This window comes from Pyrodictium occultum (assembly GCF_001462395.1).
Lineage (GTDB): Archaea > Thermoproteota > Thermoprotei_A > Sulfolobales > Pyrodictiaceae > Pyrodictium > Pyrodictium occultum.
This window is the reverse complement of sequence record NZ_LNTB01000001.1, coordinates 1,111,338-1,123,844: the sequence shown is the minus strand read 5'-3', so window position 1 is coordinate 1,123,844 and position 12,507 is coordinate 1,111,338. Positions and strand designations below refer to the sequence as shown.

The 12,507-nt window shown below is 59.9% G+C and carries 17 protein-coding genes; 5 read left to right on the top strand and 12 right to left on the bottom strand.

All coding sequences use genetic code 11. From position 1 onward, the window contains the following. Positions 1-671: 671 nt before the first annotated feature. Positions 672-908, top strand: a complete 237-nt coding sequence (locus tag CF15_RS08930; RefSeq protein WP_168371311.1) for a hypothetical protein — start codon at positions 672-674, stop codon at positions 906-908. A 590-nt stretch (positions 909-1,498) separates the two neighbouring features. On the opposite strand, the gene CF15_RS08925 is transcribed toward CF15_RS08930, so the two are convergent. Together CF15_RS08925 and CF15_RS05895 are read right to left on the bottom strand one after the other, a co-directional pair. Further along, positions 1,499-1,699: a hypothetical protein gene (locus CF15_RS08925; RefSeq protein ID WP_168371310.1), complete on the bottom strand. Its 201-nt coding sequence runs from the start codon at positions 1,697-1,699 to the stop codon at positions 1,499-1,501. Positions 1,700-2,261: 562 nt separating this feature from the next. Continuing rightward, the gene (locus CF15_RS05895) at positions 2,262-3,041 is read right to left on the bottom strand and encodes a hypothetical protein (protein ID WP_058370959.1); all 780 of its coding nucleotides are present in this window, start codon (positions 3,039-3,041) and stop codon (positions 2,262-2,264) included. 106 nt (positions 3,042-3,147) lie between these two features. Here CF15_RS05895 and CF15_RS05890 point away from each other — a divergent pair, with 106 nt between their 5' ends. From CF15_RS05890 to alaXM, 3 genes are all read left to right on the top strand, one after another. Next, positions 3,148-3,768 carry a hypothetical protein gene (locus CF15_RS05890; protein ID WP_058370958.1) on the top strand — a complete coding sequence of 207 codons (621 nt, stop codon included), beginning with the start codon at positions 3,148-3,150 and terminating at the stop codon, positions 3,766-3,768. Continuing rightward, the gene (locus tag CF15_RS05885; protein WP_058370957.1) at positions 3,723-3,989 is read left to right on the top strand and encodes a hypothetical protein; all 267 of its coding nucleotides are present in this window, start codon (positions 3,723-3,725) and stop codon (positions 3,987-3,989) included. The genes CF15_RS05890 and CF15_RS05885 overlap by 46 nt, the downstream gene beginning before the upstream one ends. Before the next feature lie 99 nt (positions 3,990-4,088). Then, the gene (gene alaXM, locus CF15_RS05880) at positions 4,089-4,817 is read left to right on the top strand and encodes an alanyl-tRNA editing protein AlaXM (RefSeq protein ID WP_058370956.1); all 729 of its coding nucleotides are present in this window, start codon (positions 4,089-4,091) and stop codon (positions 4,815-4,817) included. Here alaXM and CF15_RS05875 read toward each other — a convergent pair. Then, positions 4,814-5,416 (bottom strand): zinc metalloprotease, encoded by a 603-nt coding sequence (locus tag CF15_RS05875; RefSeq protein ID WP_058370955.1) that lies wholly within the window; start codon positions 5,414-5,416, stop codon positions 4,814-4,816. The two genes, alaXM and CF15_RS05875, sit on opposite strands and share 4 nt — an antisense overlap. Positions 5,417-5,458: 42 nt before the next feature. Beyond that, positions 5,459-6,595 (bottom strand): ATP-NAD kinase family protein, encoded by a 1,137-nt coding sequence (locus CF15_RS05870; RefSeq protein ID WP_236698156.1) that lies wholly within the window; start codon positions 6,593-6,595, stop codon positions 5,459-5,461. A gap of 70 nt (positions 6,596-6,665) precedes the next feature. Here CF15_RS05870 and CF15_RS05865 point away from each other — a divergent pair, with 70 nt between their 5' ends. Then, positions 6,666-7,256 carry a nicotinamide-nucleotide adenylyltransferase gene (locus CF15_RS05865; protein WP_058370953.1) on the top strand — a complete coding sequence of 197 codons (591 nt, stop codon included), beginning with the start codon at positions 6,666-6,668 and terminating at the stop codon, positions 7,254-7,256. On the opposite strand, the gene CF15_RS05860 is transcribed toward CF15_RS05865, so the two are convergent. The 8 genes from CF15_RS05860 to CF15_RS05825 form a co-directional block, all read right to left on the bottom strand. Continuing rightward, positions 7,211-7,795: a hypothetical protein gene (locus CF15_RS05860; protein WP_058370952.1), complete on the bottom strand. Its 585-nt coding sequence runs from the start codon at positions 7,793-7,795 to the stop codon at positions 7,211-7,213. The two genes, CF15_RS05865 and CF15_RS05860, sit on opposite strands and share 46 nt — an antisense overlap. After that, positions 7,788-8,102 carry a hypothetical protein gene (locus CF15_RS05855; protein ID WP_058370951.1) on the bottom strand — a complete coding sequence of 105 codons (315 nt, stop codon included), beginning with the start codon at positions 8,100-8,102 and terminating at the stop codon, positions 7,788-7,790. Before CF15_RS05855 ends, CF15_RS05860 begins: the two co-directional genes overlap by 8 nt. Before the next feature lie 109 nt (positions 8,103-8,211). Further along, on the bottom strand, positions 8,212-8,619 hold the full coding sequence (locus CF15_RS05850; RefSeq protein WP_058370950.1) for a hypothetical protein: 408 nt from the start codon (positions 8,617-8,619) through the stop codon (positions 8,212-8,214). Positions 8,620-8,623: 4 nt separating this feature from the next. After that, positions 8,624-8,863 carry a hypothetical protein gene (locus CF15_RS05845; RefSeq protein WP_168371309.1) on the bottom strand — a complete coding sequence of 80 codons (240 nt, stop codon included), beginning with the start codon at positions 8,861-8,863 and terminating at the stop codon, positions 8,624-8,626. 34 nt (positions 8,864-8,897) lie between these two features. Continuing rightward, a complete protein-coding gene (locus CF15_RS05840; RefSeq protein ID WP_168371308.1) occupies positions 8,898-9,221 on the bottom strand; it encodes a transcriptional regulator in 324 nt (107 codons plus the stop codon). Positions 9,222-9,289: 68 nt separating this feature from the next. Next, a complete protein-coding gene (locus CF15_RS05835) occupies positions 9,290-9,775 on the bottom strand; it encodes a hypothetical protein (protein WP_058370948.1) in 486 nt (161 codons plus the stop codon). A gap of 121 nt (positions 9,776-9,896) precedes the next feature. Continuing rightward, positions 9,897-12,170 (bottom strand): STT3 domain-containing protein, encoded by a 2,274-nt coding sequence (locus tag CF15_RS05830; RefSeq protein ID WP_058370947.1) that lies wholly within the window; start codon positions 12,168-12,170, stop codon positions 9,897-9,899. A gap of 5 nt (positions 12,171-12,175) precedes the next feature. After that, the gene (locus CF15_RS05825; protein ID WP_201783090.1) at positions 12,176-12,439 is read right to left on the bottom strand and encodes a hypothetical protein; all 264 of its coding nucleotides are present in this window, start codon (positions 12,437-12,439) and stop codon (positions 12,176-12,178) included. Between the last annotated feature and the right edge of the window lie 68 nt (positions 12,440-12,507).

Genomic DNA, 12,507 nt, shown 5'->3' with positions numbered 1-12,507 from the left:
TCGGCAAGACCCCGGGCCCCGCCTCGGCGCTCAGGCGGCTGACCGCCCGGGCCGCACTCACCGGTGATTTCGATCGTGTAGGTGGTTCTGAATCGAGGCTTTTGAGCAGTTTGGGCAATTTTGCCCGCCCTGACCCCGGGACGCGTCCCGCAGAGCCTCCCCCGCCCCACCCCCCATCCTTGTTTAATAGTTTAACGCGTTGTTTAGCCGGGAGAAGTTGCTGGAAGCAGGAGCCCCCTAGCTTCCTGCAGGCATGGGGCCCCGCGCTCTCCGCGTTTTTGAACGCTCGGGGTGGTGTTGAACGGTTAAGGGGGTTGCCCAGGCGTATCGCTGAAAGCCTTAGGGAGCTGGAGGAGCTCCTTGAGGGATCCCGTAGCTAGCAGTATACTGTATATTATTAGGGTAGAGTCGCAGGCCCGCTCTCTGCCCCCTGAAATTTCTGTGGGCGGGCCCGGGTGGCGGCTGCGCACGCTTAACATGTGGGAGGCTGGCGGACGCATACCCTAGAACGATAGTCAATAAACATGGACGTTAAACAGAGAAGCACAGGCAAACACGCTAACAAACACCGGAGTCCCGGACTCCTCCCAGATGCTCCCAGATGCTCCGGGGCGTACACTATAGCGCGGCGCCCCCGAGCCCCGGCCCAGCCCCTCAGACCCCCTCAGACCGTGATAGCCGAGAGGATTTCTAATAGATACCTTGGCATGATGCTCATTCTCAATGAAGAGATTCTTGAGTATCTAAAAGATATTCTTGTTGATTTAATAATGTTAAATTTCAGGGATGTTAAATTTCATGTTAAATTTCAAGTCCCGCAGGCCAGGCCCAGCGCTGCCCCCAGGCAGGCCTCTCGAGCGGCCGCTCGAGGAGGAGTTGCTGGAGCTACAAGCCCCCCTAGCCCCTAGGGGCGGTGGGAGGCCATGGAGGGCGCTGGTTCTGCAACATTCCTTAGCATTCCTTAGCACGCTAAGTTTAGCGCTAAACTTTCAATTCTATGCAATGGAGAGCGAAGAATCCAAAAGACACTGAAACTGTGGTGAAAGAGGGGGGAGGGGTCTCCTCGAGGGACGTCTCAAGGCTGGTAGACGTGGTGGCGAGGGCCCGGGGGCGTCAGGGCGGAAGCAGTCAAGCCTCGATTCAGAACCACCTACAGGGGTCAGGGCGGGCAAAATTGCCCATAACTGCTCAAAAGGATCTAACAGATAGAATTGAAAGGCGGTGGGCATTTTTGCCCACCCCAACACTCCGACCGTATAACGGGCGTAAGACGGCGTCTTACGGGCGTCTGACGCCTATGCGACGGGTGTCGCACGTTTGTCTGACGGGCATTCACCGACCGTGCCGGTGAATCGTGCCGACACCGTCAGTAAGATTAACCGACCCAGTCGGTACGAATCACCCGCGGCGCCGGTGATGGCAAACGCCTGTTAACCCTCCTGCCCAGCCCTCTCAACAGGCCTCCCCCTCCTCCCCGTTGCAGCTTCCTCGGGGATCTCTATGTAGACGTATACTTTGACCCCCAGTTCAGCCTCCTCCACAGGCTGTTGAGATGCGTTGAGAGCCAGATGTGGTAGCGCTCCACCCTCGACCCCGGCCTCCCCGCCCTCGTGACCCTGCTGAGTTGCGGGTGGGTGAGAGGGCTGTATCCAGCCTCATCTACGAGTATGTAGAGCACGCCCTCGAAGTCAGCGGGCATACAGAGGTGGGGTGTAAGTGGCTTGAAGTGGGCGGCGGCTGCCTCAGCTGCCTGGGCATGAAGCTCCGCAACCGGAGGGGGCGTTCGGCCTCTAACAGGCGGCAATGCTCCAAGGCCTGCCGGCACGCCTGGGACCCTACTAACCACGACTACAACCAGGCCAGGCCTCAGGGGTGGCAGAGCACCCTGCCCCGGGGGGCTCCCTACTCCCTGCTATAGCGAGCCTGTAGAGAGCGCCAGGGCGGCGCTCGGAGCATCGGCTCATATCTTATCAATAGCGGCCTTGGCTCCTGCAATCTACTCATGTATGCTGTAAACTCTGTTGACCGCGCCTAGCCTGCTCCTAGCATCTATGGTGCCTCTATTTTATCTTGTAGAGTTTTGCTGGTTTGTATAAACCATGTATTGGCATCTATTAGAGGTAATGCTGGGTAACATAAACCAGGAGTATATCAAAGCATGATGTCCTCCTCTACCATTATTCATGTATACCGCACGGTCCCGGGGCGGTAATCCCTGGCGCAAGAATACCCATGTTCCAGGGGGAGCGTAGGGGTGGAGACTATACCCTCCCCAGGGCTGTGCGCGTGCAGGCCGCAATGGCGCCCTTAACCCTCTTTGATAGCCCTATCCTCATGCCGAGTCTCCGGTCGCTGTAGAGGTACACGAGGCCCTTCGTCTGGAGGCCGCGGAGCACTCCGACAAGCCATACCCTGTCAGCCTCTAGCTCCTTCTCCAGCTGGTCTAGGTACATGTAGGTCATCCCCCATCTGCGGTAGTGGTCTAGCAGGGTCTCCAGTACCTGGCGCTCATCCTCCCCTATCTCGAGCTCCTCGAGCAGTGCCCGTATGCAGGCTGCGAGGATCCTCTCCTGCTGTTTCTTGTCGAGATTAATGGTATGAGTGGCAATGAACGGCTGGACTCTGCCTGACTGCTCGCCCGCGCCGCCCGCTCCATTGTTGTTTGCTGCCTGACTAACCTGTGTATTGCTACCCGATAGTATCTGTCTTGCTAGTGCGGCGTACTGGGCTATGCGGCTGTTCATCTCCCTCTCTAGTATGCTCTTGGCGTAATCCTCCCCCTGCGGGGTGAGCACCCAGAACCCGTTTTCGTAGTCGAAGAGGCCCCGCGTCCTCCAGTAGCTCAGGTAGCTGCTAACATACCTGGTAGGCTTGCCCACCACCTGGGCTATCTCGGCGGCCCTCATAGGCCTCGCTAGCAGTAGTACAGCTATCGCCTCCACGAGCTTGCTCCGCGGGCCCCCTCCTCCCCTCTGCCTCTGGGCCAGCCTCTTCGCAGCTTCTTTGACCCACTCCAGTTGCTCTCGCCCGCGCTCATCCATGCCGCGTACCGCCCCTTTAGGGATGTGTGGGTAACTGGTATGAAGCCTAGCTCCCGGGCTAGTAATACCATGGGGCTTCCAAGAGCCCTGGCGGGGCTGAAGGGCTATGGTGTTGAGGGTGCTAGTATCAGGGCTCCTTGAGCACGACTCCGGCAAGACCTGGACAGTGGTAGCCCTGGCCAGGGCTCTGGCTGAGAAGGGGCCCCGCGTGGCAATATTCAAGCCCGTGGCGGGCCACAACCTCTGGGGCTCGCCCCACGCGCTTAGATCGAGCTATGATCGCGGGCTTCTCCTGGGGAACGATGTCTACACCTACCTGAGGTACCTCGAAGGCGTCGACCCCGGCGTCTCAAACCCTGTGGCGCTGGCCCTGGCCTATCCTGACCCCCTGGCCTTCAAGGGGCCCTCGCAGTATCTCGCAGCAATCTCCGATACAAGGTCTATGCTGGTGTTGGCGCGGGTCCAGGACTGCGGGCGGGGCGCTGCACGACACTATGTCTTCCCCAATAGCCTGGCGAGGCTCACCGGCACTCTCCGGAGCGAGGTTGAGAGGCTGGCAGCTCGCCTCGGGGCGGAGCCCTCTGAGCCTGGCTGGCTGCTAGACTGGCTAGCAGGCCCTAAGGCTGAGGAACTGCTGGAGGAGTGCAGGGCCAGGCTTGAGGCCGGAGCGACATACTACTGGTGGAGTCGTTCAACAACGCTGCTACGCCCTACAGGAGCCTGGTAAGCCATGTAGACTTCTTCATTGTCGCTGCGCCCTCGAGGCTTCTACTCTACAGCGGCGACAAGCTGAGGCTGGTCTATGAGGCCCTGGGGGGCGCCACGCGGGTGGACTCCCTGCTCCCCCTGCTCTCAAAGCCCCTGCTAGCCCTTGAGACCCCTATAGTGGAGAGCCCTGCGGACCTCTCCACGCACATCGGCCAGCTGGCCGAGATCCTGGCTCCGTAGCACCCCCGGGTGCAGGGGCACTCTATTAGGGCGGGGGCTGGGGCGCTCTCCCCCACCCCAGGCCCTGTGCAGAGAGCGCGCCCGGGAGGTGCCGGCTCTATGGCGACCAGGCTGCTCTTCCAGGAGGATAGCTACCTAAAGGAGTTCGACGCCACGGTTACCCGTGTCGACGGGAACAGGGTGTACCTCGACGCTACAGCCTTCCACCCCAGGCCAAGCGGCGGCCTCGACGCTGATACGGGCAAGCTAGTGCTCCCAGACGGCACCACGCTCCGTGTGGTGGACACCCTTGCTGAGGGCGATGAAGTGGCGCACATAGTGGAGGAGGGTGCGGAGAGGCTGCAGCCCGGGATGAGGGTGCACGGCGTTATCGACTGGGAGCGGCGCTACAGGATGATGCAGCTCCACACGGCTAGCCATGTACTGGCGGCTGTGCTCTACGAGCGGTATGGTGCCCGGGTGACCGGGGGCCATATAGCCCCGGATATGGCCCGCGACGATTTCGAGATAGCCGTTGACGACTGGAAGAATGCTATAATGGAGGCCGTGGAGGAGACTAACAGGATTCTGAAGCGCTGTATAGAGGTGAAGATCTACTGGCTCCCCCGCGAGGAGGCGATGAGGATACCCGGTATAGTGAAGCTGGCTGATAAGATGCCGCCGGACGTAGAGAAGCTTAGAATAGTCGAGATCCCGGGCATAGACATACAGGCTGACGGCGGGCCCCACGTGAGAAACACGTGCGAGATACCCGGGATAAGAGTGGTTAAGCTGCAGAGCAGGGGCAGGAGGAGGAAGAGAGCCTACTACACGCTGGCGGAGAGCTAGGGATTTGTGAACGCGAACACGCTTGCCAGAGCTATGAGTACTAGCCAGGCCAGCGGGCTCCTCTGCACGATCTTTGAGCCATCAAGCGGGCTGAAGGGTAGCAGGTTGAAGAACGCCAGCCACGCGTTCATAGCAGCAAAGCCTACGAGGAAGGGGTAGGCCCAGGTGTAGCCGGCCAGCCTTGCCGCGATCCAGGCGGCAGCGGCGAGGGCCACGTTCGCGGCGGGGCCTGCAGCGGCCACGTAGTCGTCGCGCGCGAAGCCGCTACAGTATATCGACACGTAGCCTGGAGAGAGTATCGCGAAGGGCACCCCTATGCTTCTAAGCACGCCGGAGGCGAGCGTAAGCGCTAGCCCGAACTGGGACAGCACGAAGCCGGCTATGCAGCCCTGCCGGCGCGCGGTCTCCCGGTGAGCGAGCTCATGGGCTAGGAAGCCTACTAGCGCCCCGGCCAGCACTCCGCCGCTGAAGCCCAGGGGGTGGTACGCTACGTTGAGCAGCCCTATCCCCGCGAACCCGAAGGCTACTGAGAACACTGCCACAAGCAGGGCCTTCCACTCATCAGTATATATGGGCCTATCCCTCACGGTTAGCGCCATCCAACCTACACCCCGCCGGGGAGTGCGCCCGGGGAACACTTCTCACTCTACGCGTGCCACAAGCTCCTCTCCGTAGTCTATAACTACTCTGACGTATCCACGCAGCGCGGCATCAACCTCGGGGTCCCCGGTGTCCACTCTAAGCTTTCTCAGCCTCTGCATCTTGCCCCTCGTAGCTACAACGATCAACCCGTCCTTGCCTACCAGCCTCAGTATCCGGGGCGATATCTGCTGGTTCCCCCTGCCAAGTATGTAGCCCTGCCCGCCTATCGGCGTAACTATGAGCTTCACCCTGCCCCCCTTCTCGATATGCTTCTCCACCAGCCGGTAGAGGGCTTCCTCGTCGACGTCGCGGGCGAGGAGCCTCTGGTTGTGCACCACGTCCACCCCCAGGAGAGTCTTCTCTACACCTATCTCGTCGGCCAGCGCCTTGACCGTGGAGCCGGGGCCGAGTATGTAGAGCGTGCAGGGCTCCATGCTCTCGGCCAGGTACCTGGCTATGGCCCTCTTGTTCTCCTCCTCCTCGGGTGTGCTCTGGGAGGGCTGCTTACTGGCCCCCACCATCCTGGGGCTGCAGGGGGTCTTCGCTATGCCGTAGAGCCTGGTCCTCAGCTCGCCGCGGCGGAAGGCATCCTCGTCTATGTCGAGCACCTCGGCGTCGCAGAGGCTCCTTCTCGCCAGCCAGTCCCGGAGCACATCCGCGGCGGCTTCAGGGTTCTCGGCGTACACCGAGCTGTACATCTTGACTCCCGCTGGTACGCCGAGAACAGGAACCCTCTCCACGGCGTCGCCTAGAGCGTCCAGCACGTCTCTCGCAGTCCCGTCTCCCCCGGTGAACACTACTATCTCCGCACCCTCCCTCAGGCACCGCTTCACAGTCTCCACGGTGTCCCTGCGGCTCGTGGGCCAGTCTCCCGGCTGGTAAACCGTTCTAGCCTTTACGCCGGCTTCCCTGGCCTCCTCCTCCCCCATGAGGCCTCCGGCGGTGATAATCTCGAGCCTCTCGCTGAGCCCGAGGAAGCGTAGCCTGGAGAGGAACCTTACAGCCTTCCCGGGGGAGACCAGCTGGGCTCCGCGCTTCAGGGCGGCTATACCGGCCTCGCCGTCGCTGCCCTTGAGGGCTAGTGGCCCGCCTATGCCTGCCAGGGGGTTAACTACAAAGCACAGCTTACGCCTCACCGGCCGCCACCCTGGAGCTTGGCGCCCCATGCTTTCTTGCGGGGCCAGAGATACTCATAGGGGGCTGTTTATGGCCGGTGGCGACGTTATCGGGAAGGGTAGGCGCGTGCTGTTCTTCGGGAGATTCCAGCCATTCCACCGCGGCCACCTGGCCGCGGTAAACTGGCTGCTTGAACGCTACGACGAGGTGGTCGTGCTTGTGGGCATGGCTGATGAGAGTCATACCTGGCGCAACCCCTTCACGGCGGGGGAGAGGCTGCTTATGATACGGGAGGCGCTGCGTAGAGCCGGGGTGGACCTAGGCAGGATAATCACCGCCACTATACAGACGCTAACAGTGTATAGTGGTAACGCCGGCTTCGTCTTAGGATACGTGCCGCCTGTGGACGCGGTGGCTACGGCTAACCCGGCTGTTAATAGGGCGTTTCGCGACGCGGGCGTGAAGGCTATAGCTCCGCCTCTTGTGAACCGGCATGTCTGGTGCGGAGAATACATCCGCTGCCTAATGCTTCGGGGCGACGAGTCGTGGAGGAGGCTTGTACCCGAGCCCGTCCCGGATATCATAGACAGTATTGACGGTGTTAGTAGGCTGCAGGATATAGTACGCGACAACCTCTACAGCGTCGAGGCCGCGTGCAGCAGGCTCGCGCAGCAGCGGTAGCAGGGAGCGGCGCTGCCGTGAAAAACCCCTATGAGGCAGCGCGGGGCCTCGCCGCACCGGAGCCCCCCTATTAGCCTCCGGTAGTGTTCAGCCAACTCCCCCTCAAGCCTTGGCAGTAGGAGGCCCTTCTCGTCCACCCAGCCTACGACGTCGAGGATGCGGGGCTCGGAGAGCGTTATCACTATTGCATCCCTTAAGGGGATTACAGACCTCTCTACATGCTCGCGGCTAACGTCGCTACAGGGGACTACAGCTATGGTGAAGCCATTCCTCCATAGACACCGGATGCCCCGGAGCAGCCTCCAGGCCTCCCCCGTCAGCCGAGCCCCAGCCCGGCTCACATCGACGAGCCCAGCTTCTCTCAGCTTCGCTACAATGTTTCTAGCGCGTTTGTCGCCGATACCTAGTATACGTGATATACTAGGCCTCCCTATGGGCTCCTCGTCAGCTATAAGGAGGAGCGCCGACAGCGCATCCAGGAGTGTCTGTGGGTCCCAGCTGCTTAGGCTCGCGGACAGCTCCCTAGCCTCTCTACACATCCTCCTCCCCTGAGGGGAGCCTTGGAACCTCGATGCCGACGCTATGGCTCTTAACTACTCTTATCCACTCCTTCTCATCTACCTTAATGCCCTCGGAGAGTAGGTACGCTGCAAGCTCCTGAGCTGTTACATCGTCGTTGTAGAGGATCTTCCGTTCGAGATCCCTCCAGCTGGGCTGGGCGCGTATGCCGGCTGCCTCGTAGAGCCAGCTGGCAAGCTGTGCTGGCTCCATGCCCGCCTCGCGGGCCCTGCGCAGAAGCATCTCCTTAAGCTTCCTCTCCACAAGCCTTCTACGCACGTAAGCCAAGGAGCGGCCTCCCCCGGTCCGTGAAGTCTACATCCCCCTAGAGCCCTATCTGGGGTTAGCCTGAGGCCCCGGTCATCGGCCGCGCGTCATCTACAGGGTTCCAGGGGCGTTAAGATGCCTCGCCGCCTAGATTCATGTTCTTGACGGGAAGCCGTAGGTAGTCGACCACCCCCTGCACTATCCAGGCGTAGCGTGGGTCGCCCCGGCTGTACCGGAGTTTGAGCCGGCGGTACACCGCGCGGTATAAGAGCTGGGCGTCATGGGAGTAGACCTCTATGTAGCCCTTCACGTGGCCCCTTAGGTTCTTCACGAGGTAGATGTAGACGAGGTACCAGCCAGGCGGCACAGCCACCGAGGCTATGTAGGCCGAGCCCCTACTGTAGAGCGGCCTCTCCTCCCTCACCATGCGGGGCCTCGGCTCTACTATCTGGCCGTCCTCTGATACCAGGAGGGCGAGGCTCCTAGCAGCATGCTTACCGCTACGGCTCTTGCTCCTCTCCATCCTGACATTAAGCAAGGTTTCATCCCCTGTAAGCCGGGGCTATTACAAGCAGTGCTCCCTGCTTAGAAGCCTTTGTCTCGCCATCGATCACGTACACTGCTATGCCTCCGTGGATTCCCGCGGGCAGCCTAGCCCTGGAACCGTCTATGACAACTGTCTTAATGCCGTCAAACACGTCTTCGGACACCCTTCTACCGTGATCATCGTAGACCACGCGTTTAACCTTCCTCTCAGCGCGTAGATGGAAGACCACGGTCACTGCCACGGCAGGGCCCCCGGGGGATTCACAGCCATCAGTCCACCTCTATATAGAACCTTGGCGGCTCTATGCGCTGGCTCCTGCACCTAGGACAGCGGCTAGGCTTCCTGGGCTCTCTCAGGTCCCGGAACACGTAGCCGCAGTCCCTGCACCTAGGAGGAATCATGTAGAGCACAGCCCTGCCGCCATAGGCGCGGCGGAGGGTCTTGGCGATATGCCTTAGATGCTCGTATACCTCACGCTCCCCCGTGACTGGGTCCAGGCCTACAAGCTCCGCTATCTCCCTGGCGGTGAGAGGCCCACGGCTCTCCATGAGCAGCCTTATAATACGCTTCCTGACCGTGTCCTCTACGTACAAGGCGTGGGCTATCCCAGTACCGGGAGCATGCACTACAACCCTAATAACAGGCTCCAGTCCCTGGGGAGTTACGCCGGCTTCTCGACAATCTCGGAGAGCCTCTGTTCGGCGACTACCGCGGCCTCCTCCATTATCCTCTTCACATGCTCATTTACAGTGGGGCTCTCCGCTAGCGGGAGCTCCATGCCAGTAATAGAGGCTATCGAGGACACCATGTTCTCGAGGTCGCTAAGCATGCTAGCAACCCCGGGGGCCACCATCCCGTAGGCTTGCCTAGCCTCGCCGATAACCCGCCGTATTATGGAGAGATCTTCTGCGCTGAAAGCACCTATATCAGCCATAGTCTCCAGCCGGACTGAGAGAACCTCCAGCACCGCCTGCAGGCGGAGAATGCTACGCAGCATAGTAAGGAGGGACCTGTCGTGGGTCCTCTCATAGCTACTCCTGAGCCTGGCGGCTAGCAGCCCAAGCCTGGATACTGCGTAGCGCGTGGCGACAGCGAGCTCGAGAAGCTTTATCCTCGGAGAGGAGGATTTACGCCGCCTGAACAGCATGATGCTTCGAGCCCCCAGGCAGCCCTAAGTGCACTCTTCGGGCCCCTTCCGGGCTTCTTAGCCCAGCGCCTCCATCGCGTGGGTTGAAGGCGTATGTGTGGGAAAGAAAAGCCCTGGGGCACTAGCCGGCCCACTCGTAGAGTATCAGCACTTGTACAAAGTAGTACGTGTGGCCGCCTGCAGCGAAGGCTAGCGGCCTCCCCCGGCTATCCATGTATAAGCCGAGTATTACTCGGTAGGGTTTGAAGTGCTTGAAGCTGTAGGGGCTGGTTTTCTCTCCAAACAGCTCTACGCTAGTTATGCGCTTGCCCTTCACATGTATGAGGTTTTGTGGGTATATCTCGCCCACCTTATCGAAATGGTAGGGTGCACTAGCGAACATTTTATATATGAGCGTCTGTCTATACTTGCTATTGCCTACTTCGAAGCCTTGTTCATCCTTCCCAGCTATATGAAGCATGGCCCACGACTTTGCTATATCTATGGAGGGCAGCCTTGCATCAATACTGTATACCAGGGACCCTGTTGCAGGATCGTACAGCGCGTTGTCGTGCACGAATATCAGGGTCTTGCCGGGCTTGAGGTGGAGCGCCTTGAGTATATTGACTGCCTCGTCTTCACTCGTTGAGGTGAAGAACTCGGCTAGCAGTCTTATCTGTGTGGCGTTTGTAGTGGCTCCGTCTGCCAGCGTTGGACGGTGAGCACCCACGCTAATCCAGTACCCGTAATCCCACCAGGCCACTATCACGGTGTCCTTGGAAGTAGCGTTCTCTATCTCCTTGAGCATGTGGAGCCAGTCATACTGCTGGACGTTGACGCTGTACCCCGTAATGCTTGCTATATGGCTTCTCATCATTGCATAGGCGGTCTTGGCGCCTACCACGGCTGCTGCGAGAACTATGATCACAAGTATAATCGTGGCTGCTAGCCTTAGCTCGTAACTACTCCTCTCCAAGCGCTTGGAGCGCGCCAGGCGCTTGGGGACACTGCGGCCTGACGGCGCCAGCATGCCCACAAGCGCTGCCACCGAGAGTATACCTACCACCGAGGAGGCTTGGAGGAAGTAGAGCATGCCCAGTACCGCGTAGTAGAGCCCTAGCGCTGCCAGTGAGAGTGGAAGGTGTTCTGGCTCCCTTCTCCGCAGTGACCGGTAGAGTAGGTAGAGTGAAGCCACGGGGGCTAGTAGGGCTGCTATGTTGCCCTCCCGGACGAATGTGAGGAAAAGCCCCCTGCTCATGAGCGGCGAGGAGTGCTCTGCCACGGTTTCCGCCAGCCTTGATAGGTGGATCTCGCCGGCGAGACGGAGAGGCCATGCCATGGCGAATAGGGCTCTACCTCTCACCCCTAATGCGGGTGCTGCAGCAATTCCCAGCACTAGGAGTGCAATGGCTACAATCCTGTATATAGCCTCGGGCCTCCTCCATGCTACTCCATGTACTTTTCTTCGCCCGGCTATTTCAAGTAGCTCAACCACTATGTAGGGTATCAGGGTGCCCAGGAGTACGGCTTCACCATACTTTATTGACGCGGGCCCATACCTTGATGCTACTGCGAGGATTGCTAGAAAGCCTATGCCCACCGCCACCCCGGCTCTTGCTATAGCCGGTGCATGCCTCCACTCTACTGCTGTGGGGGCAAGGAGCGAGGTAATAGCTATGAGTATTGCCGCTATCGCGTAGCCTCCCCAGATGAAGCCTATGAAACCCATAGCTATGCCGGCGGCGAATGCTACCGGCAGGCTACGCCGGCGTAGAGCCTCGCTGTAGAGCGCTAGCCCGGCTATGAAGAATGGCATAGCTATACCAGTCTTCTCCACGAAACCGGCGAACGTCCTGCTGCATGATGCGGGGAGTATTGCTAGGAGAAGCGCGGCTGTAAGCCCGGCGAGCTCGCCGTAGAACCTTCTGATGTAGATATACGCTATAGGTACCATTAGCGCGCCGAAGATCGGGGGGATTAGCGAGATCCATCTTGCCGTGTCAAGCCCCCCGGGCGCTAAGGCCCCTACTACTGGGATGAAGGGGAACTCATCGTGGCTGAAGTCCCTGCCCCATGGATACCAGAATATGTGCGTATCCGGGTTATCCGTCGTAAGCCTCGTCCAGGACCCTATGCCGTGGCTCCTAAGGTATGATGCCAGCCAGTACTCTATCCAGGGGTCGTTGGCGTCTATAAACGCGAACTTGGCCTTGTCGCCTGGGCCCAGGCTGAGCGCCCTATGGTAGATGAGATTGTAGTTCTGGTATGGCAGCGCCCTGATGTAGAACGCTAGTATGGTGAGCAGCGCCACGATAGACGCTGCTGCTACCGCGAGGAACACCCGGTTCCCGAACAGCCTTGAGAGTAGCGGCTCTCTCCTCTCGGCCTTTCCGGCGCCCCTGACTGCTTTGGCCAATGTCTCTACTTCACCCCCGGCCTCTGGCTTGCCTCCGCCCTCAGCTTCAAGGCTCTAGCTATATTCGCTAATGCAAGTGCGGAGGCGAGGGCGTTGAGTAGGGTGAATATAGGGTCGCGTATTACAAAGGCGTAGATCGTGAGCAGGAGGCTTCCTATGAAGTAGAGGACGCTCAGCCGTAGCGGGGGTGTAGCCTGGAGTGAGGCAGCCCACCCGGCTATTATGAATAGCATGCCTGCTATGCCTATGGCGGCCTCCGCGCCGGCCACCAGGGCATCCTTGGAGGGCCCGCTTCTCTGTGAAGCAATAAAAAGGCTGGTCGCGGCGCCGGCTCCTC

What these genes read in the sequence shown, in the direction of transcription:
- CF15_RS08925 (WP_168371310.1), bottom strand. Translation starts at nt 1,699, where the DNA reads ATGCCCGCTGACTTCGAGGGCGTGCTCTACATACTCGTAGATGAGGCT.
- CF15_RS05895 (WP_058370959.1), bottom strand. Translation starts at nt 3,041, where the DNA reads ATGGATGAGCGCGGGCGAGAGCAACTGGAGTGGGTCAAAGAAGCTGCG.
- CF15_RS05890 (WP_058370958.1), top strand. Translation starts at nt 3,148, where the DNA reads ATGGTGTTGAGGGTGCTAGTATCAGGGCTCCTTGAGCACGACTCCGGC.
- alaXM (WP_058370956.1), top strand. Translation starts at nt 4,089, where the DNA reads ATGGCGACCAGGCTGCTCTTCCAGGAGGATAGCTACCTAAAGGAGTTC.
- CF15_RS05875 (WP_058370955.1), bottom strand. Translation starts at nt 5,416, where the DNA reads ATGGCGCTAACCGTGAGGGATAGGCCCATATATACTGATGAGTGGAAG.
- CF15_RS05865 (WP_058370953.1), top strand. Translation starts at nt 6,666, where the DNA reads ATGGCCGGTGGCGACGTTATCGGGAAGGGTAGGCGCGTGCTGTTCTTC.
- CF15_RS05860 (WP_058370952.1), bottom strand. Translation starts at nt 7,795, where the DNA reads ATGTGTAGAGAGGCTAGGGAGCTGTCCGCGAGCCTAAGCAGCTGGGAC.
- CF15_RS05835 (WP_058370948.1), bottom strand. Translation starts at nt 9,775, where the DNA reads ATGCTGTTCAGGCGGCGTAAATCCTCCTCTCCGAGGATAAAGCTTCTC.